Origin of the sequence: Massilia sp. ZL223 (genome assembly GCF_018119395.1) — a bacterium.
In the GTDB taxonomy this organism is placed as follows: domain Bacteria; phylum Pseudomonadota; class Gammaproteobacteria; order Burkholderiales; family Burkholderiaceae_D; genus Telluria.
The window spans coordinates 103,011-125,401 of the sequence record NZ_JAGPWD010000002.1; the positions used below are offsets into that span (position 1 = coordinate 103,011).

The window sequence follows — 22,391 nt, forward strand, 5'->3', positions numbered from 1 at the left end:
CATGAATATCACTCAGCTCTGCAAACGCTATGGTCTCGAGCATTACGGCAACCTGGAAGATGCCTGGGATGCCTTCGGCCCTTCCGGCATCGTGCTGATGCAGTTGTGGCATGGGCCAAACCAGCGCCTGCAAGAGCATGCGCTGCCCGGCGCCCACCTGCGCGTGCTGTGCTTCGACAGTGCGGACCACAGGGAGGCGGGCGCGCAGGCTTACCAGGGCCGGGCCTGGAGCATCGCGGCCGTCGAGAACGGCGCCAAGGGCTACGCGGCGATGTCGGTGCGGCCTTCCAGGCAGCGCGGCGCGGGCGCCTGGGCCAAGTACGCCAACCTGGAGCGTGTATTCCCGGTGCTGGCGCTGGAGCGCGAGCCGGGCGGCGACATCTACGCCGTGCTCGGCCTGCCAGTGCCGGCCTCGGAGCTGGGCGCGCCCTCGCTGTCGCGGCGCGGACGTCCGTCGCTGAGCGCCGCCGCCCGCGCGGGCGTGAACGCCGGTGTCGGCGCCCGCCCTTCCGCTAGCCCTGGTGGTCGCGCATCCACTCCTTCAGCCCATTGACCCAGTTCTTGGCCGGCAGGTTCCAGCGCCGCTTGATCTCGGCGGCGCGCTCGTACAGCACCGAGAAGTCGAGCTGCGGCGCGTTCTTGAACGCGAGCACCACGATGTTCGCGTCGTGCACCTCGGGCAGCCACACCACCGCGTCGAACACATCCTGCATCGCCAGCAGGTTCTTGTCGTAGTTGCTGACGTCGCCGAACACATTGGCGGTCATGATGCCGCCTTCCTTCAGGCAGTCATGGCAGCCCTGGTAAAACTCCGGCGTGTCCAGCACCGGGCCGCGCGCATCCTGGTCGTACAGGTCGACCTGCAGCACGTCGGCCGTGCCGTGGTTGGCGCGGTCGAGCACGAAGTCGAGGGCGTTCATTTCGCGCACCTTCAGGCGCGCGTCGTCTTCCGGCAGCCCGAACAGGGCGCGGCAGATCGCGATCACGTTGGGGTTCAGTTCCACCGCGGTGACGCGGGCGTCGGGGAAGCGCTGGTAGCAGAACTTGGTGAGGGCCGCGCTGCCCAGGCCCAGCTGCACGATGTGGCGCGGCGCCTGCAGGAACAGGGTCCACATCATCATCATCTGCACGTATTCGAGCTCGATCGCATCCGGCTTGGAGAGGCGCATCGCGCCCTGGACCCAGGAGCTGCCGAGGTGCAGGAAGCGCACGCCTTCGAATTCATCGATGGTGGCGGGTGGGTGGCCGGGCTGGGAGAAGCGGGGATCGACGGGTTGCAGGTACTTGGGCATGGTGAAGCGATCTTACCAGACGGTCGTTCACAGCTCGGAGGTCACGGTACGCGTGCAAACTTGGGTTCCGGCGAAGGCCGGAACCCAAGTTCAAGCGGCTATGGCGTACCGTTAGCGCAATGCTCGGCAAACCCCGCATGCTCCGCCAGCCGCGCATACCACGCGTCCACCTGCGGATAGACCGGCCGGTCCATCGGCGTCATCCGCCAGCGGTTGACAGACACGCCCAGCACGATATCGGCCAGCGTGAAGCTCCCACCCGCCACATACGCCCCGGTCTGGCCGAGCCGCACATCCAGCAGCCCGACCAGGCGGTTCCAGCTGGCGATGCTGGCCGCGACCTGTGCCGGATCCCGGTGCGCCGCGCTGCCGCGCACCAGCGACATGAAGGCATAGCGCCAGGCCGTGTTGAGTTCAGTCGCCTGCCAGTCCATCCACTGCTCGACCCCTGCGCGCGCCTGCGGCTCACGCGGCAGCAAGGCATCGCCGCCATCACGCGCCGCCAGGTAACGGCAGATCGTATTCGACTCCCACAGCACGAACCCGCCGTCGACCAGCACCGGCACCATCCGGTTGGGATTGAGCGCCGCATGCTCCTCGCGCCATTCCTCGCGCCGGACTTCCAGCCCCAGGACCGCGCAGGTCCACAGCACCTTGCGCACATTGATCGAGCTCGCCTTGCCGATGATGGTCAGCATGTCCTCTCCGGCAGGGCGGGAAGGATGAGCGTCACGGCCAGGCCGCCGCCTTCGCGGTTGGCCAGGGTGATGCGCCCGCCGTGCGCCTCGGCGATTTCGCGCGCCAGCGCCAGGCCCAGGCCGGTGCCGCTGCGCTTGGTCGAGTAGAAGGGCACCAGGGCATTGGTCAGCACGGCGTCGCTCATGCCGCTGCCGCGGTCGAGCACATCGATGCGCAGCAGGTCCTGCACCCGGCGCACCTGCAGCTCCACGTCTTCCGGCGCCGAGCCCGATTCGTGGGCGTTCTTCAGCAGGTTGAGCAGGCTTTGCTCCATCTGGGCCGCGTCGATCCAGGCCGGCTCCGGCGGCAGCTCGCCCCCGACACGGAACACCACCTGGTCGCGCAGGCGCGCCACCATGGCCGGCCAGGGGATGGCTTCCAGGCGCGGCGTGGGCAGCTTGGCGAAGCGCGCGTAGCCGAGGATGAAGCTCTCCAGGTGACGGGTGCGCTCGCCGATGGTTTCCAAAATCTGCGGCAGGCGCTCGGTCTGGCCCCGCCGCACCAGCTCCGCGCCCGAGTGGGCGAGGGAGGCCAGCGGCGCCAGCGAATTGTTCAGCTCATGGCTGATCACGCGGATCACCTTCTTCCAGGTCTGCACTTCCTGGCGCCGCAGTTCGGTCGTCAGGTGGCGCAGCAGCAGCAGCTCGTGCTTGCGGCCATTCAGGGTGAAGGCGCTGCGCGCCAGGTGGTAGACCTCTTCGTCCTCGGCCTCGCCGGCCGTGAACAGGCCGTCGCCGCCGCGCGCCACGGCTTCCCTCAGCGCCGGCGCGGCGCCGTCCAGGATGTCCTTGACCTGGTGGCCCTCCAGCTTGCGGCCGCTGGACAGCAGCTGGCGCGCCGCCACGTTGGCGTAGACGATGGTGCCGCGGTTGCCGGCCGAATCGGCTACCAGCAGCATCGCCACCGGCGTGTTCTGGACCATGGTGTCGAGCAGCAGTTCGCGCTGCACCAGGCCGAGGCGCTGTTCGCGCAGCACCTGGCCCAGGTCGTTGTGAGCGGCGATCAGGTCGGCCAGCTCGTCGTTGTTCGGCCAGTGCAGGCTGAAGGAAAAGTCGCCGTCGCGGTAGCTGGCCACCGTGCCCTCCAGCGCGCGGAACAGCGACAGGATGGGCTGGATCTGCGAGCGGATGGTGATGATCGAAATCGGCACCACCGCCAGCAGGCAGACCGAGAACACCAGCAGCGGACTGTCGGGGAACAGACTGTCGAGGCCGATGGCGATCAGGATGCCCAGCGCCAGCAGGGTGCCGACCAGGGCCGACCAGCGCGTGACCAGCGACAGGCGGAAGCGCTTGCCGCGCCTGGTGGTGCTCATGCAGCGCTCATGCCGACCTGGCGATGCCCAGCCGCTCCATGCGGCGGTACAGCGCCTGGCGCGACAGGCCCAGCTCCGCGGCGGCCTGGGCCACCACGCCGCCGGCGCGCGCCAGGGCTTGGGCGATGGCGTCGCGGTCGGGTTCCGTGTCGTTGGCGGCCACGTGCACGGCCGGCAGGCCGAGGTCGGCCACCATGATGACCTCGCCCTGGGCCAGGAGGCTGGCGCGCGCCATCACGTTCTTCAGTTCGCGCACATTGCCGGGCCAGGTGTGGGCCAGCAGGGCCGCCTCGGCCGAGGCGTGCAGGCGCTTGCCGCGCGGGAGGAAGGACAGCGCCAGCGGCAGGATGTCGCCCGGACGCGCGGCCAGCGGCGGCAGGCGCAGCTCGATCACGTTCAGGCGGTAGAACAGGTCTTCACGGAAGCTGCCGGCCCGGATCATGGCGCCCAGGTCGGCGTTGGTGGCGCTGATCACCCGCACCTTCACCTGGCGTTCGCGGTTCGAGCCCAGCCGCTCGAAGCGGCCGGTCTCCAGCACGCGCAGCAGTTTCATCTGGCCGGCCAGCGGCAGGTTGCCGATCTCGTCGAGGAAGAGGGTGCCGCCGTCGGCCGCTTCGAACTTGCCTTCGCGCGCTTTCGAGGCGCCGGTATAGGCGCCGGCGTCGGCGCCGAACAGTTCGGCCTCGATCAGCTCGGAGGGCAGGGCGCCGCAATTGAGCACCACGAAGGGGCCGTCGGGTACCTGGGAATTGGCCTGGATGATCTCGGCGATGCGTTCCTTGCCGGTGCCGTTCGGGCCGGTGATCAGGACCGGCACGTCGGCACGCGCCACCTGGCAGGCCAGGTGCAGCACGCGCTCCGTGGCCGGGTCTTGCCACACCAGGCCGCGCAGGTCGAAGTTCTGTTCCAGTTCGCGCTTGGCGCGGCGCTCGCGCTGCAGGCGCGACGTGAGCGCGCGGTTGGCCTGGCCCAGCTCGATCAGGTTGGTGACGGTGGCCAGCAGGCGCTCGTCGTTCCAGGGCTTGGAGAGATAGTCGGCCGCCCCCGCCTTGACCAGGTCGACCGCCGCGTCCAGGTGGGTCCAGGCGGTCAGCAGGATTACCGGCAGGTCGGGATGGCGCTGGCGGATTTCGCGGAACAGCGCTACGCCTTCCTCGCCCGAGGTGGTGTCGGCGCTGAAGTTCATGTCCTGGATCACCAGGTCCACCGGCTGGCGGGCCAGGACCGCCAGCCCTTCCTCGGGCGAGGCCGCGCGCAGCGCCGCGATGTCGTGCAGCGAGAACAGCACTTCGAGCGCGATCGCGACGGCGGCGTTGTCGTCAATGATGAGAACTGTAGGCATGGCCGCTAGCATAGCATTGACGCAGGGTGGTGGACACTGGCTCAGACACTGCGGGTGGCCATCGCCGGCGAGATGCTGGCCGCGCGCCAGGCCGGGCCGTAGGCCGCCAGGATGCCGAGCGCCCAGAACACGATCGCGCCGCCCACCAGGTAGGGAATCGGCAGGCGCGCCATCTCCAGCTTGCTCACCATCAGATGGTTCAGGGCGACCCCGAACAGTAGGCCGCCGAACACGCCGGTGCTGGTGATCAGGAAGTTCTCCATGATGAAGTAGCGCAGGATGTCGAGCTTGCGGGCGCCGAGGGCGCGGCGCACGCCGATCTGCTTGCGGCGCTGGGTGACCCACAGGCTGGCCATGCCGACGATGCCCGAGCAGGTGATCAGGAGCAGCAGCACGCTGACCGTGATCAGCATCCAAGACAGGGCCATGTCGCCGCGGTAGCGGTTCTTGCGGTCTTCCTCGACCGTCTTGACGTCCAGGATCATCGGGGTGGCCGAGGACTTGCGCAGCGCTTCCTCGGCGTCCTTGATCACGCGGTCGCGCTGGCCCGGCTCGGTGCGCACGGCGTACAGCGCGCCCGGGTTGCCGTACAGGCGCGCCGGGATGTGCACCGCGAAGTCGCCGCGCTCGCCCACCTCTGCGTGGGCCGACTGCAGGCGCTCGACCACGCCCACCACTTGCGTGCCCTGCGAGCCTTCTCCGGTGCCGAAGTACATGGTCTTGCCGACCGCCGACTGGCCCGGCCACAGCTTGTCGGCCAGGGGCTTGGAGATCACGATCTGCTTGGGCAGCTCGCGCTGCTGGTTCTCGTTGATCTCGACGTACTCGCTGGGCACGAAGTCGCGGCCGTCGACGATCTTGAGACCGTAGGCCTTGACCAGCGAATCGCCCGACACGTACTGCGAGGCGATCGCGCTTTCGCGTTCCTGGCGCTGGTCCAGGGCGACGCTGCTGTTGCTGCCGCTGCGCGACAGCGGCATCTGGGTTACGTTGGCGACCGCCACCACGCCCGGTACGGCGCGCAGCACGTCGGCCTCGCGCTTCATGGTGGCCAGCTGCTGCTCCGGGCCGTCGGTGTTCAGGTTACGGACCGTGAAGTAGAAGGTCGAGGCTTCGTCGGACAGGCCGGAAGGGCGCGCAACCACTTCGCGCCGTTCGTTCACGATGTGCAGGGCGTTGGCCAGGATGCCCAGGCTCAGCGCCACCTGCAGCGCGACCAGGATAGGGCCGGTCTTGTTGCGCAGCAGGGCGGAAAAAATCGGACGGATTTCCATGATGGTCTCTCTCAGTCTCTTATTGCGATTTGAGTTGGATGGCCGGCGTCACCTGGCAGGCGCGCCAGGTCGGCAGCAGGCCGGCCACGATCGCGGCGGTGACGGACATGATGAAGGTCAGCATCAGCATCTGCCAGTCCATGCGGGCGACCATCGCCATGCCCTTGCTCTGCATGCCGATCAGGCCCAGGGCGCCGAAGGCCAGCACCAGTCCCAGCACGCCGCCCACCAGGCCGATCACGCTCGACTCGATCAGGAACTGGCGGAAGATATCGCTGCGCGAGGCGCCCAGGGCGCGCCGGATGCCGACTTCGGTAGCGCGCACCGAAAACTTGGCCAGCAGCAGGCCGACGGTGTTCACCAGGCACAGGATCAGGAAGCCGAAGGCCAGCCAGGCCGACAGCTTGCTGTCCTTGCCGACCACCTTGAGCTGCTCCATCCATTCCATCACGTTGTACAGCTTGTTCGGGGCGTTGCGCTTGAGGCGGCCCAGCTTGCGCTGTTCGCTGGCATAGCTGTCCAGCCAGTTCTGCAGGTCCGCGCGGTCGGCGGCGGAACGGGTCTCGAACCAGAACTGGAGCCAGGTGCATTCCGAAATCAGGAGGTTGGCCCAGCCCGGATCGCGGTTGGCGCTGCAGTTCATGCTGCCGCTGTGGCCGATCTCGTGACGGATCGCGCTGGCGAAGGGGATGAAGAATTCCTCGCCGTTGCTGAAGCGTCCGCCGATCAGCTTGTAGTAGCGCGGCACCGGCGCCCAGGTGTCGGTCACGCCCACCACGGTGAAGGGGGCGCCCAGCATGCGCAGCTGCTTGCCGACCGGGTTGGCGTCGCCGAACAGCTTCTCGGCGGTGGCGCGGCCCAGCACCACGACATCGGCGCCCCGGGCGTCGTCGCCCTCGGTCCAGGCCTGGCCGTGCAGGAAGGGCACGTTGAACATGGCGAAGAAGTCGCGGGTCGGCGCCAGGCCGGTGGCGTTGAAGGCCGGGATGTCGGAGCGCGGCGGCTCGATCGGCACTTCGACGCCGTACATGGCGGTGCGGCGCTCGCCCTGGCCGCTCTTGAGCAGGTTGATGGTGTCCGGGTAGCTCAGCTGGTCGTCGTTGGGGCCGTCGCTGGGCACCCAGCCTTCGAGCGGGCCGTTGTCCACGTGCGGCACGAACAGGCGGTCGCTCTTCTCGGGAATCGGGTCGCCCGACATCATGTGCAGGATGGTGAGCGTGGAAATGCTGGCGGCCACGCCGACCGCCAGGGTCAGCACCATCAGCGCCGTCAGCGCGGGGTTGCGGCGCAGGCTGCGCACGCCGAGCTTGAAGTAATAGGAGAACATGGCCGGTCCTTATGCGTTGGCGGCGCTGGCGGCCTTGGTGTCGACCAGGGTCGGGCCCTTGCGCACCAGGTCCGAGACCTGGCCGTCGATGATGTGCACGTTGCGGGTGGTGCGCACCGCCAGTTCCGGGTCGTGGGTCACCATCAGGATGGTGGTGCCGGCCGCGTTGATCTCTTCCAGCAGTTCCATCACGCCGCGCGCCATCTGGGTGTCCAGGTTGCCGGTCGGTTCGTCGGCCAGCAGCAGCTTGGGCGAGCCGGCCAGGGCGCGCGCGATCGCGACGCGCTGCTGCTGGCCGCCCGACAGTTCGGCCGGGTAGTGCTTCATGCGCGAAGCCAGGCCGACCTTGGCCAGGGCGTCCTCGATGCGCTCCTTGCGCTCCTTGGCGTTGAAGCCGCGGTAGCGCAGCGGCACGTCGACGTTGTCGAACAGGTTCAGGTCGGGAATCAGGTTGAAGCCCTGGAAGATGAAGCCGAGCTTCTCGTTGCGCAGGCGCGAGCGGGCGGTGTCGTCCAGCCCCTTCACGTTGACGCCGTCGAGGATGTACTCGCCCGAGGTGAATTCCTCCAGCAGGCCGGCGATGTTCAGGAAGCTGGTCTTGCCCGAGCCGGAAGGGCCGGTGACGGTCACGAACTCGCCCTGCTTGACTTCGATCTCGAAGCCGCGCAGCGCGTGGGTTTCGATCATGTGGGTGCGGTACACCTTGCTCAGGTTGGTCATGCGCAGCATGGGATTCTCCTTTGTTAGTCTTGTTCGTTCAGCGGTTGATCGAAACGCGGTTCGCGTTGTTGAAAGTATCGGTGCCGGAAATGACGACCTTGTCGCCCGGCTTCAGGCCGGACAGGATCTCGACGGCCGAGATGCTGGTGGCGCCCAGCTGGATCGGGGTGCGCACGGCCACGCCGTCCTGCACCACGTAGGCCTGGCGTCCGCCTTCGTTCTCGACGAAAGGACCGCGCGGCAGCATCAGGACGTTCGGCTTTTCCTCGATCAGCAGGCGCGCGGTGACGCGCTGGCTCTGGCGCAGGCCCTTGGGCTGCTCGCCGTCGAAGCGCACCCGCGCCAGCACCTGGTTCTTGACCACTTCCGGCGACAGGGCGGACAGCTTGCCGGTGGCTTTCCCGCTCGGCAGGGTGATCTCGGCGTTCATGCCCAAGCCCAGGTCGGCCACATAGGTTTCCGGCACTTCGATCTCGACCTCGAGCTTGGAGAGGTCGACCAGGGTCATGAGCGGCGCGTTGGCGGCCACCACCATGCGGTTCTGGACGTTGAGCGTGCCGATGAAGCCGTCGACCGGCGCACGCACGGTCAGCTCGTCCACGCGGCGCTGGGCGTTGGCGAGCGACAGGCGCTGGCGTTCCAGTTCGTTGACCTTGGTCTTGAGGGCCAGCTGCACGTCGTCGCCTTCCAGGGCCGCGGCTTGCGAAGCGTGGCGGGCGCGGATCTGGGCCGAGTTCAGCGCGTCCTTGGCCTTCTGGTAGTCGATCTTGGCGATGATGCCCACCTGGGCCACGCTCTCGTAGCGCTCGAGGGTGCGCTGGGCCGACAGGCGGTCGATCTCGGCAGTGTCGGCTTCGCGCTGGGCCAGCAGCTTTTGCTTGCGCGCCAGGATCTGCTGGCGCGCCACCTCGGCCTTGAGCTGCTCGTAGCTCGACACTTCGCGCTTGAGTTCATCGGTCAGGTCGGGCGACTCCAGCACGGCCAGGACATCGCCCTTCTTGACGGTGTCGCCGGCGGCGACCTTCAGGTTGACTGTGGCCGGGGAGGTCGAGTACAGGGTGGGGCTGACGGCGGCCACCACGCGGCCGTTGACCGAGGCGTCGCGCACCAAGGTGCCGCGGCCGACTTCGGCGATGCGCAGGCGCTCGGCGGAGACCGAGTGTTCGCTGCTGTTCCAGGCGGACAGGAGCAGGGCGCTGACGGCGACGACGGCGGCTGCGGCGCCGCCGATCAGGGCGCGGCGCTTGAGTTTCTGCGCCGGCGGCGGGGCGATGACGGCGTCTTGTTGTGAGGTATCGCGGATCATGGTCTTGTTCTGGTGAGGGCAGGTATGGCCCCATCCATTGCAGGAATCATGCCAGTTAGTTAAGTACTTGATTTTGTTGGAACTGCCTTTGCAGAGACCGGTGTCCGGCCTGTCCGTAAAGACGGTGCCGGACAGCGGACGGACAGCGTCTACCCGCCTCGGGTAATCGTGCGGACATGGCCTTGCGGATCTTGCAAGTTGCCGTGATCGGCCGCACTTTCCATCACGCGCCGGCATGGGCCGGCACCACGAAAGCCCCCACCTTGTCGCTGTTCGTCTACCTGAAAGACCTGTCGCGCGGCATGCTGCCGAGCGCGAGCCAGGAACCGTCCCGCCATTTCTTCACGCTTGAAGAGATCGGACGCCTGCACCGGACACGCGCGGACAGCGCGTCCGACCTGGACCAGCAGACCTGGGACGACCTGCTGCTCGGTTCCTATGAAGAGCAGCTGACGCAGGAGGTCAGCATTTTCGGGCGCCAGGTGATCCACCAGCGCCTGCGCGCGGGGCTGGACGACGCCGGCTGCGCCGCAGGGCGCGAACGCTTGCGCACATTGATGGCGGACCCGCTGCGCCTGGAACGCATGCATGCCGACCTGCGCGTCCTGCGCCATGCGGACAGCGAAGTGGCCGGCCTGCTGTTCGGCGCGGACATGCCGCCCACGCCATGGTGGGGCAGGTGGCTGTGGATTTTGCCGGTGGCCTTGCTGCTGGCGGTCGCCGCGACCATCACCCTGCCGCTGGGCTGGATCGCCGTCCTGGCGGCGCTGGCGCCGCTGATGGCCCTGCAGATCCATTACCACCGCCGGGTCGAGTCCTGGGACGCCGCCATCCGCGCCCTGCACGCGCTGCTGGCGGCGGTCGCCAGGCTGGGACAGGAAGACAGCACCCTCACCGCGGCCTTCGTCGACCTGCGCCGGCCCGCCGCGCGCCTGCACGTACGGCTGGCGCGCTCGCTCCTGGTACGCATGATCCCGGGCGGGAAGCAGTACGCCGACTGGTTCGGCGCCGCCAATGTGGGCCGCTACTTCAAGACGGTGCGCCTGGTCGCCGCCGAGCGCAAGCTGCTGCGCGAGTGCTATCTACTGTGCGCGAACCTGGAGGCGGACGTGGCGCTGGCGCGGCACCTGCTGGCCAGCGAGCGCTGGTGCTGGGCCGAGCGCTCGGATGCACGCTCCCTGGTGCTGGAAGAGGGCGTGCATCCGCTGATGCACCGGCCGGCGGCCTTGTCGCTCAAGCTGCAGGGGTGCGGCGCCTTCGTCTCCGGCCAGAACGCGTCCGGCAAGAGCACCTTCCTGCGCATGGTGGGCCTGAACCTGGTGGCGGCGCGCGCTTTCGGCTTCTGCTATGCGCAGCAAGCCCGCGTGCCTGCGCTGCCGGTGCGCGCCAGCATGCAGAACGAGGATTCGCTGCTGGGCGGCGAGAGCCTGTACATGTCGGAACTGCGCCGTGCACGCGAACTGCTCGACGCGAAGACGCCCGGCGTCTGCCTGGTCGATGAGGTATTCCGCGGCACCAATCACCTGGAATCGGTGTCGGCCGCCGCGGCCGTTCTGGAGCAGCTGAGCGAGCGCGACCTGGTGCTGGTGTCCTCGCACAACCTGGTGCTGGCGCCGCTGCTGCGCGAGCGGCTGGACGCCTTCTTCATCGATACCGCGAGCGGCAGGCCGGCGCTGGCCGCGGGCGTGCTGCGCAACCCGAACGGCATCGCACTGCTCGCCACCCAGGGCTTCGGCGCCCGGATAGAGAACCGGGCGGCGGAGGTGGCGCGCTGGCTGAGCGGCCACCTGGCGGAACCTCAGTCGGCTGAATCTCAGTCAGATAATTTGCGCATCTCGGCGTAGAGGTCGGCCTTGCCTTCGAAGCCGATGCCCGGCAGGTCCGGCATCGTGATGTAGCCCTTGTCGACCCGGACGCCGTCCGGGAAGCCGCCGTAGGGCTGGAACAGGTCGGGATAGGACTCGTTGCCGCCTAGGCCCAGGCCCGCCGCGATGTTCAGCGACATCTGGTGGCCGCCGTGCGGGATGCAGCGGCTCGGCGACCAGCCGTGCTCGCGCAGCATGTCGAGGGTGCGCAGGTACTCGACCAGGCCGTACGAGAGCGCACAGTCGAACTGCAGCCAGTCGCGGTCCGCGCGCATGCCGCCGTAGCGGATCAGGTTGCGCGCGTCCTGCATCGAGAACAGGTTCTCGCCGGTCGCCATCGGGTTCTTGTAGTAGTTGCGCAGGGTGGCCTGCAGTTCGAAGTCGAGCGGGTCGCCCGCTTCCTCGTACCAGAACAGGTCGTACTGCGACAGCGCCTTGGCGTACTTGATGGCGGTGTCGAGATCGAAGCGGCCGTTGGCGTCCACGGCCAGCTTCTGGCCGTCCTGCAGCACCGACAGGATGGAGTCGATGCGGCGCAGGTCCTCGTCCAGCGAAGCGCCGCCGATCTTCTTCTTGACCACCGTGTAGCCGCGGTCGATGTAGCTGCGCATCTCGTCCTTCAGCTTCTCGTGGTCCTGGCCCGGGTAGTAGTAGCCGCCGGCCGCGTAGACGAAGATCTTGCGGTCAGGCTGGCCGTTGCCGTAACGGTCGGCCAGCAGCTGGAACAGGGGCTTGCCTTCGATCTTCGCCACCGCATCCCAGATCGCCATATCGATGGTGCCGATCGCCACCGAGCGCTCGCCATGGCCGCCGGGCTTCTCGTTGGTGAACATGCAGTTCCAGACCTTGTGCGGGTCCAGGTTTGCGCCGCTGTCGTCGAGCAGCGAGCTCGGGTCGGCTTCCAGGATGCGCGGAATGAAGCGCTCGCGCATCAGGGTGCCCTGGCCGTAGCGGCCGTTGGAGTTGAAGCCGTAGCCGACCACCGGCTTGCCGTCGCGGATCACGTCGGTGACCACGGCGACCAGGCTCAGGGTCATCTTGCTGAAGTCGATGTAGGCGTTGCGGATGGGCGAGCTGATCGGGACGGTTTTTTCGCGGATTTCGACGATTCTCACAATGGACTCCTGACTGGAAAGTCCCTAGCTTACGCGCCCGGAAGCGGCCTATAATTCTCCTGGATTCAATTATGTATTGAGTAGAAGTGAAGACTGAGCCTACTTCCGACATGCAGTTCTTCGTCCTGGTCGCCCGGCTCGGCAGCCTGGCTGCCGCCGCGCGGGCGATGGACCTGACGCCGCCGGCGGCCACCAAGCGCCTGGCGGCGCTCGAAGCCCGCCTGGGCGTGCGCCTGCTCAACCGGACCACGCGCAGCGTTAGTCTCACCAGCGAGGGCGAGACCTATCTCCAGTACGCGGCGCGCATCCTGGACGACATCAGGGACATGGAAGACGCGGTAGCGCAGGGGCGCTCCACGCCCAAAGGGCTGCTGCGCGTGAACGCCACCCTGGGTTTTGGCCGCACGACCATCGCGCCGCTGGTCTCGCGCTTTTCGGCGCGCTATCCCGATGTGGAAGTGCAGATGGAGGTGACCGACAAGCCGATCGACCTGGTCGAGAGCGGCTTCGACCTGGCGATCCGCTTCGGGGCGCTGCCGGACAAGCGCCTGAATGCGCGCCGTATCATGTCGAACCGGCGCTTCTTGTGCGCGTCGCCGGGTTATCTCGAACGCCATGGTGCGCCCAGGACGCTGGCGGACCTGGCCAGCCACCGCTGCATCATCCACCGGCAGAACGACGACGCCTACGGCATCTGGCGCTTCCAGTACCAAGACCATACCGAAGTCGTCAAGGTGCACGGCAACCTGTCGAGCAACGACGGCGACATCGTTCTCGGCTGGGCGCTGGATGGCCAGGGCATCCTGATCCGCTCGGAATGGGACCTGGCCAAGTATCTCGACAGCGGCAGGCTGAGGATCGTGCTGCCGGAGTTCACGCTGCCCTCGGCCGACCTGTTCGTCTACTATCCGAGCCAGCGTAACCAGACCATTCGCGCGCGGGCGTTCATTGATTTCCTGGCGGAGCATTTTCAGCGTGGGAAGGTCCGGGCGCCATCCCAAAAGGCTTAAGAGCTGCTAAGCAGTGCGGGTCTTTCTTGGTTAGCGCTGGATAACTTGCTTGAGGCCTTGAGGATGTACATGGCCACAGCCGGGATCACCAAAGCAATTCGCTATCGCTTCTGGCTGACCGCTCGGTCCTGCGCTTGTCCGCGAACGCTTCGAGCATGAAATCGACCATCGCCCTGGTCTTGGCCTGCAGATGGCTCTTGGTCGGGAACAGCATGTAGATGTCGGCCGGCGGCGTTACCCAGTCCGTCAGCACGGGGCGCAGCCGCCCGGAACGCAAATAGGGCGCGACATCCCATTCCGAGCGCAGCACGATGCCGTGCCCGTCGAGCGCCCACGCGAGCGCCGCCTCGCCATCGTTGGTGCTCAGCTGGCCCCTGACCTTGACCGTCTCCTGCTTCGCCCCCGAGCGGAAATGCCATTGCCCGAAGATCTCGTCGCTCTCGCGCAGGACGATGCAGCTGTGGTTGTGCAGGTCGCGCGGCGAGGCCGGCATGCCCCGCGCGGCGATGTAGGAGGGCGCGGCGCACAGGAAGCGCCGGTTGTCGGCCAGCTTGCGCGCCGTCAGACGCGCGTCCGGCTGCTCGCCGAAACGGAAGGCCAGGTCGAAGCCTTGCTCCACCAGGTTCACCGGGCGGTCGGTCAGGTGCAGCTGCACCTCGACTTCGGGATACTCGACCGCGAAGCGCGACAGCTGCGGCGTCACATGCCGGCGGCCGAAGCCCAGGGTGGCGCTGACCCGCAGCAGTCCCTGGGGAACGACGCTGCCACCGGAGATCTTGCGCTCCAGCGCTTCCAGCTCGAGCACCAGGCGTTCACCTTCCGCCAGGTAGGTTTCGCCCTCCGGCGTCAGGCTCATGCGGCGCGTGGTCCGGTTGAGCAGCCGCACCCGCAGCCGCGCCTCGATGGCCGCCAGCCGCTTGCTCACCGCGGGCGGCGTGATGCCCAGTTCCTGGGCCGCCGCGGCAAGGCTGCCCTGGCGTACCAGCAGCGAGAAGAACGACAAATCGGATATTCCGTCCATTCGTAACCTGTGCGACCTAATGAAATGCCGGAAGGTGAATTATATAGATCGTTTTTTTGAATATGATGGTCCGGTAGTAAAAAACCAGACAAACACCGGAGGAGACCCATGAAGCTGAAACTCGCGCTGCTCGCCGCAGCGGCCGTTGCATCGACTGCGGCATCGACTGCCGCATCCGCCCAGAACTATCCGACCCGTCCGATCCGCCTGGTCGTGCCCTATGCACCCGGCGGCAGCGCGGACATCGTGGCCCGGCGCATCGTGGACGAGTGGGCCAAGGCGGCCGGCGGCAGCATCTATGTGGAGAACAAGGCCGGCGCGGGCGGCAACATCGGCGTCGACGCGGTGGCCAAGTCCGACCCGGACGGCTACACCATCGGCTTGCAGACGGTCTCGCTGGCCATCAACCCGGCGCTCTTCCCCAAGCTTCCCTACAACACCCTCAAGGATCTGGCGCCGATCGGCATGGTCGCCTCGTCCCAGCACGTCCTGGTCGTCAATCCGGCCTTCCCGGGCAAGGACACCAAGGCGCTGCTGGCCGCCGCCCAGTCCAAGCCGGGCAAGTTCAACTACGGCTCGGCCGGGCCGGGCAGCACCTTCCACATGGCGGCCGAACTGTTCAAGGACGTCACCCACACCGACATCACCCACGTGCCCTACAAGGGCGGCGGCCCGGCGCTGCTCGACACGATGGCCGGCATGGTCGACATGAGCTTCCCGGTGCTGTCCGCGGCCGTGCCCCACGTCCGCGCCGGCAAACTGCGTGCGATCGGCGTCACCGGGCCAAAGCGTTCCCCGCTGCTGCCCGACGTGCCGACCCTGCAGGAATCGGGCGCCACCGGCTACAACTTCGAAACCTGGTTCATGGTCTTCGCCCCAGCGAATACGCCCAAGCCGGTCATCGACAAGCTCAATGCCTCGCTCAACAAGGCGCTCAATTCGCCCGAGCTGAAGGACAAGCTGGTCAAGGACGGCTTCGATCCGTCGCCGTCGACCCCGGCCCAGGCCCAGGCGCGGCTGGCGCAGGAACTGCCGCTGTGGGCCAAGCTGATCAAGGAACGCGGCATTACCGCTGAATAAACCAACAAGCCTGAGACAATGAGCAAGACTCTTTACCGAAAACTGGTGGACTCGCACACGGTCGCCCAGCTGGACGACGACAACGTCCTGCTGTACGCCGACCTGCACCTGATGAACGAGTACACCAGCCCCCAGGCCTTCGCCGGCCTGGACGCACGCGGCCTGAAGACCCTGTACCCGGGGCAGAACGTCGCCACCGTCAGCCATATCATTCCCACGAAGGCGGACAAGTTCCGCATCATCGAGGATGCCGATTCCGCGCTGCAGGCCACCAACCTCAAGCGCAACTGCGACCGGCAGGCCATTCCGCTGTTCGATACCAACGACCGCTGGCAGGGCATCGAGCACGTGATCGCTCCCGAGCATGGCATGATCAGGCCGGGCATGGTCGTGATCTGCGGCGACAGCCACACCACCACCTACGGCGCCCTCGGCGCCCTGGGCTTCGGCATCGGCACCACCGAGGTCGAGCACCTGCTGGCCACCCAGACTCTGGTCTACCGCCTGGCGAAGGACATGCGCATCCGGATCGATGGGAAGCTCCCGGCCGGCACCACCGCCAAGGACATGATCCTGATGGTCATCGCCCGCATCGGCGCTCAAGGAGCCCGCGGCTATGTGGTCGAGTTCTGCGGCAGCGCGATCGACGCCCTCAGCACCGAAGCGCGCTTCACGCTCTGCAACATGGCAGTCGAAGCAGGTGCGCGCGGCGCGCTGATCGCGCCCGACGAGACGGCCATCGACTACGTGCTCGCCCATTGCCCGGACCTGGCCGGCGACGCCGACATGAAACAGCGCGCGCTGGAACAATGGCGCCTGCTCGCAAGCGATCCGGACGCGCGCTTCGACGCCGAGCACCGTTTCAGCACCGCCGGGCTGGCCCCGACCGTCACCTGGGGCACCAGCCCGGACCAGGCCTTGCCGGTGACTAGTCCCATCCCGGCGCCCTTGAGCGCCTCGGATGCGCGGGCGCTGCAGTACACGGGCCTCAGCAGCGGCATGCCGTTGGAAGGTCTCGCGATCCAGCACGTATTCATCGGCTCCTGCACCAATGGCCGCATCGAAGACCTGCGCGCCGTGGTCGACGTGATCGGCGAGCGCAAGGTGGCGCCCGGCGTGCGCGCCATGGTGGTGCCCGGATCGGGCGCGGTGCGGGACCAGGCCGAGCGCGAAGGCATCGCCGCCAGGCTGGTCGCGGCCGGATTCGAATGGCGCAAGCCGGGCTGCTCGATGTGCCTGGCCATGAACGACGACGTGCTGGCGCCGGGCACGCGCTGCGCGTCCACCACCAACCGCAACTTCGAAGGCCGCCAGGGACGCGGTGCGATCACCCACCTGATGAGCCCCGCCATGGCCGCCGCCGCCGCGGTCACCGGCCAGATCACCGACGTACGAAAGCTGCTGGCACACCATGAATAAGCACACCATCATCGAGGGCGTCGCCGCGCCGCTTCCGATCGCCAATCTCGACACCGACCAGATCATGCCCAAGCAGTTCTTGCGCGGCATTGACAAGGCGGGACTGGACCGCGGCGTCCTGTACGACCTGCGCTTCGACGGCCAGGGCCAGGCGCGCCCGGACTTCGTCCTGAACCAGCCGGCCTACGCCGACGCGTCCATCCTCCTGGGCGGCGCGAATTTCGGCTGCGGTTCGAGCCGCGAACACGCGGTCTGGGGACTCCAGCAGTTCGGCGTGCGCGCGGTGATCGCCTCGAGCTTCGGCGAGATTTTCTACTCCAACGCCATGAACAATGGCCTGATGCTGGCCACCGTGTCGGAACAAGACGCCGAGCGCCTGTTCGCGGAGGCGGCGTCCGGCGCGCCGATGCAGGTGCGCATCGACGTCGAACGCCTGGAAGTGATCAGCGCGACGGGTACGGCCAGCTTCACCCTGAGCGGCCGCCACCAGCGGATGTTCATGGACGGGCTGGACATGCTGGGGGCGTCGCTCCAGCACCTGCCGGCGATCCAGGCCTTCGCGGAGCGCTGGCATGCGGCCAATCCCTGGCTGAAGAACGTCGCTTCCGCCGCGCGGGCCAGGATCGACCGGCCCTGACGGACTAGTCGAGCACGCGCCGCACATCGGCCAGGCGCAAGTCGTGCATCTGGTCGAGATAGGCGTCGAGGTAGCCCTTGTGCGATGCGCCCACCAGCACCAGGGTGCGGCTGCCGATGCGCGCGTTCATGAGTTCGCGGATGTTGGCGGCCATGCGCAGGTTGCGGGTTTCCCAATAGCCGACGTAGTCGCGACCATAGCGCTGGGGCGAGGGCTCTTCCAGGGCCGCGCCGAAATCGTTGTCGAACACGAGCTGCCACTGGTCCGGCGCGTTCAGGGCCCGGTACATGGCCAGCACGCCTTCCGGGGTGCCGATGCGCGCATGGATCGCCTCGTCCTGTTGCTTGCGCCTGGCGCCGGCGGGGTTGTCCCAGGCCTTCATGAGCGCCGCGCCATAGCGCTTGTGATCCGCCTCGTCCTTCATCGGCTGGTCGGCGGTATGGTCGTCGAAGGCATGCAGGCGCTCGAGGCCCAGGCGCGCCGCCAGCGGGGCGGCGATCAGATAGAACTCGTTGCGCTTGGCGCGCAGCGTCTGCAGGGTAGTCGCTAGCTCTGCGCTCAATCCATCGCCACTTTTGCGCTCCGCCTCGGGCAGGCGCAGCCACTGGACCACGGCCGATGCCGGCTCGCCCGCCGCCAGGAACAGCGCCGCGAGGCGCCGCCGTTGCGCGGCGCTCGGCGCGGCGGGCCAGGACGCCAGCATGGTCTCGACTTGCTGCGTGGCGGCCGGGACGTCCAGGCCAGTGGCGGCGCGCGCGGGCGCCGGGTCCCAGCAGTAGGTATCGATCGAGTCCTGGTAGCGGTGGGGGAACTGGCGCATGTAGGCGCACTGCGTGCCCGACAGGGCTTCGATGGCGATCGCGTGCGGGCGCCATGCGGCGAGACGTTCGTTCAGCGGACCAAGCCCGCTTGGTGCGAATGTGGCCGGCAGCTGCGACAAGTGGGGCGTGCCGAGGACCAGGACTTCGTTCTGCGGACCGTTCTTCGGGCCTTTCAGCTTGCCGGGCTCGAAGTCGGCGGCGCTTGCATTGACGGTGATGGCGAGAAGAAGCGCGAATGGCAGCCGCATGAGGCAATCTCCTGTGGATGGGATGTGCCGGCAAGGGTACATCACTGCTCTGCGGGCAGGGCGATAAATCGGATATGCATGAGCGCCGGGGTTGACGATTATGCGCTTGTACTGACGTCGGGACAGCTGTTGTACAATCTGGAAACGTTTTTCCTCCTGCTTTGGTCTTAGCCATGATGCCTGACGAGCCTGCCACACTCCACGCGCTGCGCCGCCGGCAGGTGCTCAAAAGCGCCCTGGCCGCCGCCGCACCCCTGATGCTGCCGGCGCCGGTGCAGGCAGCCGCGGCGAAGCCGCTGATCGTCGGCGGCCTGCCTGTGACCTGCAACCTGACCCTGCCCATCGCCTGCCAGGCGCGCACCCGCGTCAACGAGCAGCGCGGCGCCGGGCCATCGCCCTTCGCCTACGCCAAGTTCAGCGGCTGGCCCGAAGTCAAGGAATCCTTGATGACCGGCCGCATCCAGGCCGCCTACATGCTCGCGCCGCTGGTCATGGACCTGGTCGACAGCCGCATCCCGCTCAAGATCGTCTCGCTCGGCCACCGCTCGGGCGCGGTGATCATGGTGCGCACCGATTCGCCGGCGCGCACTTTCCGCGACCTGCGCGGCAAGAGCATCGCCATCCCCAGCCGCTTCGCGGTCGACTTCCTTTTCCTGCGCAAGATGCTGGCGCGCGCCGGCATGACGCCCAAGGACATCACGCTGATCGAGATGGCGCCGCCGGACATGCCGGCCGCGCTGTACGCGCGCGCCGTGGACGCCTACTGCACCGGCGAGCCTTTCGGCGCGGCCGCCCAGCGCGCCGGCTATGCGCGGCCGCTGGCGATGACGCGCGACGAGTGGCGCAACTACATCTGCTGCGTGCTCACGGTGCGCGAAGACCTGATCCGGACCGACCGGCCGCTGGTGCAGGACCTGGTCAACCACATCCAGTCGGCCGGCGACTGGCTGGACAAGGGACCGGCGAATCGCGACAAGGCGGCCCACATCGCCGCCAGCCGCACCTACTTTGGCCAGGACCCGAAGATCATCAAGTTCGTGATGGACAATCCGGAAGACCGCGTGACCTATGGCGACCTGCGCATGATCCGCGCCGAGTTCGACGAACTGATGCAGCTGTCGGTCGAGGCGGGCACGCTCAAGCGCCCGGTGGCCTACGAGCGCTACGTCGACGAGAGCTTTTACAGGAACATCAAACCGGTGCCGATTCCGCTGTGAAGACCTTTCTTTTGTCATTGCTGCTGTGCTGTGGACTTAGTCTCAGCCAAACTCAGGCCCAGAACCTGAAATCCGGCGTGTTCGAGCCGCCGCGCGCCGCGCCGGAGATCGCGCTCCCCGCGTCGACCGGCAAGCCCTTCAAGCTCTCCAGCCTGCGCGGCAAGGTGGTGGTGCTGGAATTCGGCTATACCCATTGTCCCTACGTCTGCCCGGTATCGCTGGCGTCGCTGGCCCAGGCGCGCACCCAGCTCGGCGCGGCCGCCGCCGACGTCCAGGTAGTGTTCGTCACGGTCGACCCCGAGCGCGACACCGCCAGCCACCTGCGCACTTACCTGGCCAAGTTCGATCCGAGCTTCATCGGCATCAGCGGTACGCCGGAGCAGATCCAGGACGTGCTGCGCGACTACGGCATCAGCGTGACGAAACAGGTCATCGAGGGCAAGGCGGACTACCAGCTGGGCCATTCCTCGTATTTGTATTTCATCGACCGGCGCGGCATGCTGCGCGCGCTGATGCCCTTCGGCCGCCCGGCCGCCGATATCGCGCATGACCTCGCGATCCTGTTGAAGAAGTAGGCATGAGGATCCTTCACCGCTTGTGGCTCCTCTGGCTGACGCTTGTCTGCATCGCGGGCGTGCTGGGCTGGGCCATGTTCGCGCCCCTTCACCTGGACAGCCGCGACAAGCTGTTCGAGATCCCGGCCGGCACCTGGGAGCGCCGCATGGCGGGGGACAAGCGCGACATCCTGCCCTCGACCATCCGCCTGACCCTGGGCGTGCAGGATGTACTCCTGCTGCGCAACAAGGACAAGGTGCCGCAGATGTTCGGGCCGGTCCTGATCATGCCCGGCCAGGATTTCCGCATGCCTTTCGAGACCGTCTCCGAAAATGAATTCAACTGCACCGCTCATGCCAGCGGCTCGATGAAGGTGATCGTCGAACCGGCTCCTGAAGCCGGCCTGGCGCGCCTGCGCTGGCGCCTCGCCCACTTGACCAAGGAAAGCAACACCCGTGGATAAACTCAAACGCGGCTGGCCCGCGCTGCTGCTGATCGTGGCACTGGTGTTGCTGTGGCACCTGTCCGTCGTGCAGAGCCAGAGCCTGATCTTCCCGACCCCCGGCCAGGTGCTGGCCGGCGCCGCCGAACTGGCGCGCGACGGCACCCTGTGGCAGCACATCGGCGCGTCCCTGATGCGGGTGACGGTCGGCTTCCTGCTGGCGGTCGCGGTGGCCGTGCCGGTGGGCCTGTGGATGGGACGCGTGGACCGCGTCTACCACACGCTCAATCCGCTGTTCCAGATCCTGCGGCCGATCTCGCCGATCGCCTGGATTCCGCTGGCCATCCTGTGGTTCGGCGTGGGCGACGTGGCGCCGGTCTTCCTGATCTTCCTGGCGGCCGTGTTCCCGATGATCGTGCAGACCGCGAACGGCGTGCACACCATCGAACAGCGCTACCTGCACGCGGCCATGAACTTCGGGGTCTCGCGCCAGAAGATGTTCCACCAGGTGATCGTGCCGGCGGTCCTGCCGGATATCGTAGTGGGCATGCGCATCGGCCTGGGCGTGGCCTGGCTGGTGGTGGTGGCGGCCGAGATGATCGTGCGGAACTCGGGACTGGGCTACCTGATCATCGACGCGCGCAATGCCGGCAACCGCTACGACCTGGTGGTGGCGGGCATGGTGATCATCGGCGTCATCGGGCTGCTGCTCGACGCCGTCATGCGCAGGCTGGAAGGACTCAACTCGGTAAGGTGGCGCTATGGCCGTTAAGATCGTCATCGACGATATCCGCAAGAGCTTCAACAAGGGCGGCACGACCCTGCCGGTGGTGGGCGGGATCTCGCTCGAGATCGAGGACGGCGAATTCGTCGCCATCGTCGGTCCGTCGGGCTGCGGCAAGTCGACCCTGATGAAAATGATCTCGGGCTTCGAGCAGCCGGACAGCGGCGCAGTGAGGATCGATGGCGAGCGCCTGGTGCGCCCGGGGCCGAAAGGGATCGTGATCTCGCAGCACGGTTCCGTGTTCCCCTGGCTGACGGTGCAGGAGAACCTGACGTTCGGCCTGAACGAAGGCGAGCGCGCCGGGAAGGCGCGGCTGGCCGATCACTATGCCGAGATGGTGGGGCTGAAAGGCTTCGAGAACGCGTACCCGCGTGAGCTCTCGGGCGGCATGTTAAAGCGCGTGGAGATCGCGCGGGCGCTGGTGGTCAAGCCCGAGATCCTCTATATGGACGAACCTTTCTCGGCGCTCGACGCGCTGATGAACCTGCGCATGCGGAACGAACTGCTGCGCATCCTGCAGGAAGAGCGTCATACCGTGGTCCTGATCACCCATGATGTCGAGGAAGCGCTTTATCTCGCCGACCGCATCGTGGTGCTGGCGCCGCGGCCGACCAGGGTGCAGGCCAGCTTCGCTGTCACCCAGCCGCACCCGCGCAAGGTGTCGAGTCCGGAGCTGCAGCAGATGAAGGACGCGATCCTGGGCGAACTTGGGCTGACGGTGTAGTTAATCTGCGTCCCGTATAAGGAGAATTTCGACTAGTTGGCGGGGCTGCTGAACGAGCGCCCACGGAAGACGCCGACTACAAAACGTCAGCACAGCGGCTTAGCGAAGCTATCGTTCACGGAACGGCTGAGATCGACAG

General features: G+C 67.1%; 22 protein-coding genes. 11 read left to right on the forward strand and 11 right to left on the reverse strand.

Annotated elements, in window-relative coordinates; translation table 11 throughout:
- Position 1 precedes the first annotated feature (1 nt).
- Complete coding sequence (locus KBW95_RS01855) at positions 2 to 553, forward strand: hypothetical protein (protein ID WP_211524850.1); 552 nt, start codon at positions 2 to 4, stop codon at positions 551 to 553.
- Here KBW95_RS01855 and KBW95_RS01860 read toward each other — a convergent pair.
- The 8 genes from KBW95_RS01860 to KBW95_RS01895 form a co-directional block, all read right to left on the reverse strand.
- Positions 513 to 1,292, reverse strand: coding sequence for a spermidine synthase (locus KBW95_RS01860; protein ID WP_211524849.1), 780 nt, complete (start codon positions 1,290 to 1,292; stop codon positions 513 to 515). The two genes, KBW95_RS01855 and KBW95_RS01860, sit on opposite strands and share 41 nt — an antisense overlap.
- 98 nt (positions 1,293 to 1,390) lie before the next feature.
- Positions 1,391 to 1,990, reverse strand: coding sequence for a glutathione S-transferase N-terminal domain-containing protein (locus tag KBW95_RS01865; RefSeq protein WP_211524848.1), 600 nt, complete (start codon positions 1,988 to 1,990; stop codon positions 1,391 to 1,393).
- Positions 1,984 to 3,345 carry a PAS domain-containing sensor histidine kinase gene (locus tag KBW95_RS01870; protein WP_211524847.1) on the reverse strand — a complete coding sequence of 454 codons (1,362 nt, stop codon included), beginning with the start codon at positions 3,343 to 3,345 and terminating at the stop codon, positions 1,984 to 1,986. Before KBW95_RS01870 ends, KBW95_RS01865 begins: the two co-directional genes overlap by 7 nt.
- A 7-nt stretch (positions 3,346 to 3,352) precedes the next feature.
- Entirely contained in the window at positions 3,353 to 4,687 is a 1,335-nt protein-coding gene (locus KBW95_RS01875; RefSeq protein ID WP_211527354.1) for a sigma-54 dependent transcriptional regulator, read from the reverse strand.
- Positions 4,688 to 4,728: 41 nt separating this feature from the next.
- Positions 4,729 to 5,961, reverse strand: coding sequence for an ABC transporter permease (locus KBW95_RS01880; RefSeq protein WP_211527355.1), 1,233 nt, complete (start codon positions 5,959 to 5,961; stop codon positions 4,729 to 4,731).
- Positions 5,962 to 5,980: 19 nt separating this feature from the next.
- Positions 5,981 to 7,288 carry an ABC transporter permease gene (locus KBW95_RS01885; RefSeq protein WP_211527356.1) on the reverse strand — a complete coding sequence of 436 codons (1,308 nt, stop codon included), beginning with the start codon at positions 7,286 to 7,288 and terminating at the stop codon, positions 5,981 to 5,983.
- A gap of 9 nt (positions 7,289 to 7,297) precedes the next feature.
- Positions 7,298 to 8,017 carry an ABC transporter ATP-binding protein gene (locus KBW95_RS01890; protein WP_211524843.1) on the reverse strand — a complete coding sequence of 240 codons (720 nt, stop codon included), beginning with the start codon at positions 8,015 to 8,017 and terminating at the stop codon, positions 7,298 to 7,300.
- Between the two features lie 28 nt (positions 8,018 to 8,045).
- On the reverse strand, positions 8,046 to 9,314 hold the full coding sequence (locus tag KBW95_RS01895) for an efflux RND transporter periplasmic adaptor subunit (protein ID WP_211524842.1): 1,269 nt from the start codon (positions 9,312 to 9,314) through the stop codon (positions 8,046 to 8,048).
- Positions 9,315 to 9,496: 182 nt separating this feature from the next.
- On the opposite strand from KBW95_RS01895, the gene KBW95_RS01900 reads away from it, so the two are divergent.
- Positions 9,497 to 11,158: a hypothetical protein gene (locus KBW95_RS01900; protein WP_229429485.1), complete on the forward strand. Its 1,662-nt coding sequence runs from the start codon at positions 9,497 to 9,499 to the stop codon at positions 11,156 to 11,158.
- On the opposite strand, the gene KBW95_RS01905 is transcribed toward KBW95_RS01900, so the two are convergent.
- Positions 11,128 to 12,294 carry a mandelate racemase/muconate lactonizing enzyme family protein gene (locus tag KBW95_RS01905; protein ID WP_211524841.1) on the reverse strand — a complete coding sequence of 389 codons (1,167 nt, stop codon included), beginning with the start codon at positions 12,292 to 12,294 and terminating at the stop codon, positions 11,128 to 11,130. The two genes, KBW95_RS01900 and KBW95_RS01905, sit on opposite strands and share 31 nt — an antisense overlap.
- An 86-nt stretch (positions 12,295 to 12,380) precedes the next feature.
- On the opposite strand from KBW95_RS01905, the gene KBW95_RS01910 reads away from it, so the two are divergent.
- The gene (locus KBW95_RS01910) at positions 12,381 to 13,304 is read left to right on the forward strand and encodes a LysR family transcriptional regulator (RefSeq protein WP_211524840.1); all 924 of its coding nucleotides are present in this window, start codon (positions 12,381 to 12,383) and stop codon (positions 13,302 to 13,304) included.
- 85 nt (positions 13,305 to 13,389) lie between these two features.
- On the opposite strand, the gene KBW95_RS01915 is transcribed toward KBW95_RS01910, so the two are convergent.
- Positions 13,390 to 14,325: a LysR family transcriptional regulator gene (locus KBW95_RS01915; RefSeq protein ID WP_211524839.1), complete on the reverse strand. Its 936-nt coding sequence runs from the start codon at positions 14,323 to 14,325 to the stop codon at positions 13,390 to 13,392.
- A gap of 108 nt (positions 14,326 to 14,433) precedes the next feature.
- Between KBW95_RS01915 and KBW95_RS01920 the strand changes: the two genes are divergently transcribed.
- Genes KBW95_RS01920 through leuD form a run of 3 tightly spaced genes read left to right on the forward strand, consistent with a single transcriptional unit; the run spans position 14,434 to position 17,461 of the window.
- Positions 14,434 to 15,405 (forward strand): tripartite tricarboxylate transporter substrate binding protein, encoded by a 972-nt coding sequence (locus tag KBW95_RS01920; RefSeq protein WP_211524838.1) that lies wholly within the window; start codon positions 14,434 to 14,436, stop codon positions 15,403 to 15,405.
- Between the two features lie 18 nt (positions 15,406 to 15,423).
- The gene (gene leuC, locus KBW95_RS01925; RefSeq protein WP_211524837.1) at positions 15,424 to 16,824 is read left to right on the forward strand and encodes a 3-isopropylmalate dehydratase large subunit; all 1,401 of its coding nucleotides are present in this window, start codon (positions 15,424 to 15,426) and stop codon (positions 16,822 to 16,824) included.
- Positions 16,817 to 17,461 carry a 3-isopropylmalate dehydratase small subunit gene (gene leuD / locus KBW95_RS01930; protein WP_211527357.1) on the forward strand — a complete coding sequence of 215 codons (645 nt, stop codon included), beginning with the start codon at positions 16,817 to 16,819 and terminating at the stop codon, positions 17,459 to 17,461. The genes leuC and leuD overlap by 8 nt, the downstream gene beginning before the upstream one ends.
- A 4-nt stretch (positions 17,462 to 17,465) precedes the next feature.
- Here the strand turns inward: leuD and KBW95_RS01935 are convergent, their stop codons facing one another.
- Positions 17,466 to 18,530 (reverse strand): DUF5694 domain-containing protein, encoded by a 1,065-nt coding sequence (locus tag KBW95_RS01935; RefSeq protein WP_211527358.1) that lies wholly within the window; start codon positions 18,528 to 18,530, stop codon positions 17,466 to 17,468.
- 173 nt (positions 18,531 to 18,703) lie between these two features.
- Between KBW95_RS01935 and KBW95_RS01940 the strand changes: the two genes are divergently transcribed.
- From KBW95_RS01940 to KBW95_RS01960, 5 genes are all read left to right on the forward strand, one after another.
- Positions 18,704 to 19,747 (forward strand): ABC transporter substrate-binding protein, encoded by a 1,044-nt coding sequence (locus KBW95_RS01940; RefSeq protein WP_211527359.1) that lies wholly within the window; start codon positions 18,704 to 18,706, stop codon positions 19,745 to 19,747.
- Between the two features lie 77 nt (positions 19,748 to 19,824).
- Positions 19,825 to 20,322: an SCO family protein gene (locus tag KBW95_RS01945; protein WP_373888740.1), complete on the forward strand. Its 498-nt coding sequence runs from the start codon at positions 19,825 to 19,827 to the stop codon at positions 20,320 to 20,322.
- 2 nt (positions 20,323 to 20,324) lie between these two features.
- Positions 20,325 to 20,765: a hypothetical protein gene (locus tag KBW95_RS01950; protein WP_211527360.1), complete on the forward strand. Its 441-nt coding sequence runs from the start codon at positions 20,325 to 20,327 to the stop codon at positions 20,763 to 20,765.
- A complete protein-coding gene (locus tag KBW95_RS01955; RefSeq protein ID WP_211524824.1) occupies positions 20,758 to 21,516 on the forward strand; it encodes an ABC transporter permease in 759 nt (252 codons plus the stop codon). Before KBW95_RS01950 ends, KBW95_RS01955 begins: the two co-directional genes overlap by 8 nt.
- Positions 21,506 to 22,252 carry an ABC transporter ATP-binding protein gene (locus KBW95_RS01960; protein WP_211527361.1) on the forward strand — a complete coding sequence of 249 codons (747 nt, stop codon included), beginning with the start codon at positions 21,506 to 21,508 and terminating at the stop codon, positions 22,250 to 22,252. Before KBW95_RS01955 ends, KBW95_RS01960 begins: the two co-directional genes overlap by 11 nt.
- Positions 22,253 to 22,391: the final 139 nt, after the last annotated feature.

What these genes read in the sequence shown, in the direction of transcription:
- KBW95_RS01855 (WP_211524850.1), top strand. Translation starts at nt 2, where the DNA reads ATGAATATCACTCAGCTCTGCAAACGCTATGGTCTCGAGCATTACGGC.
- KBW95_RS01860 (WP_211524849.1), bottom strand. Translation starts at nt 1,292, where the DNA reads ATGCCCAAGTACCTGCAACCCGTCGATCCCCGCTTCTCCCAGCCCGGC.
- KBW95_RS01865 (WP_211524848.1), bottom strand. Translation starts at nt 1,990, where the DNA reads ATGCTGACCATCATCGGCAAGGCGAGCTCGATCAATGTGCGCAAGGTG.
- KBW95_RS01870 (WP_211524847.1), bottom strand. Translation starts at nt 3,345, where the DNA reads ATGAGCACCACCAGGCGCGGCAAGCGCTTCCGCCTGTCGCTGGTCACG.
- KBW95_RS01875 (WP_211527354.1), bottom strand. Translation starts at nt 4,687, where the DNA reads ATGCCTACAGTTCTCATCATTGACGACAACGCCGCCGTCGCGATCGCG.
- KBW95_RS01880 (WP_211527355.1), bottom strand. Translation starts at nt 5,961, where the DNA reads ATGGAAATCCGTCCGATTTTTTCCGCCCTGCTGCGCAACAAGACCGGC.
- KBW95_RS01885 (WP_211527356.1), bottom strand. Translation starts at nt 7,288, where the DNA reads ATGTTCTCCTATTACTTCAAGCTCGGCGTGCGCAGCCTGCGCCGCAAC.
- KBW95_RS01890 (WP_211524843.1), bottom strand. Translation starts at nt 8,017, where the DNA reads ATGCTGCGCATGACCAACCTGAGCAAGGTGTACCGCACCCACATGATC.
- KBW95_RS01895 (WP_211524842.1), bottom strand. Translation starts at nt 9,314, where the DNA reads ATGATCCGCGATACCTCACAACAAGACGCCGTCATCGCCCCGCCGCCG.
- KBW95_RS01915 (WP_211524839.1), bottom strand. Translation starts at nt 14,325, where the DNA reads ATGGACGGAATATCCGATTTGTCGTTCTTCTCGCTGCTGGTACGCCAG.
- KBW95_RS01920 (WP_211524838.1), top strand. Translation starts at nt 14,434, where the DNA reads ATGAAGCTGAAACTCGCGCTGCTCGCCGCAGCGGCCGTTGCATCGACT.
- leuC (WP_211524837.1), top strand. Translation starts at nt 15,424, where the DNA reads ATGAGCAAGACTCTTTACCGAAAACTGGTGGACTCGCACACGGTCGCC.
- leuD (WP_211527357.1), top strand. Translation starts at nt 16,817, where the DNA reads ATGAATAAGCACACCATCATCGAGGGCGTCGCCGCGCCGCTTCCGATC.
- KBW95_RS01935 (WP_211527358.1), bottom strand. Translation starts at nt 18,530, where the DNA reads ATGCGGCTGCCATTCGCGCTTCTTCTCGCCATCACCGTCAATGCAAGC.
- KBW95_RS01940 (WP_211527359.1), top strand. Translation starts at nt 18,704, where the DNA reads ATGATGCCTGACGAGCCTGCCACACTCCACGCGCTGCGCCGCCGGCAG.
- KBW95_RS01950 (WP_211527360.1), top strand. Translation starts at nt 20,325, where the DNA reads ATGAGGATCCTTCACCGCTTGTGGCTCCTCTGGCTGACGCTTGTCTGC.
- KBW95_RS01960 (WP_211527361.1), top strand. Translation starts at nt 21,506, where the DNA reads ATGGCCGTTAAGATCGTCATCGACGATATCCGCAAGAGCTTCAACAAG.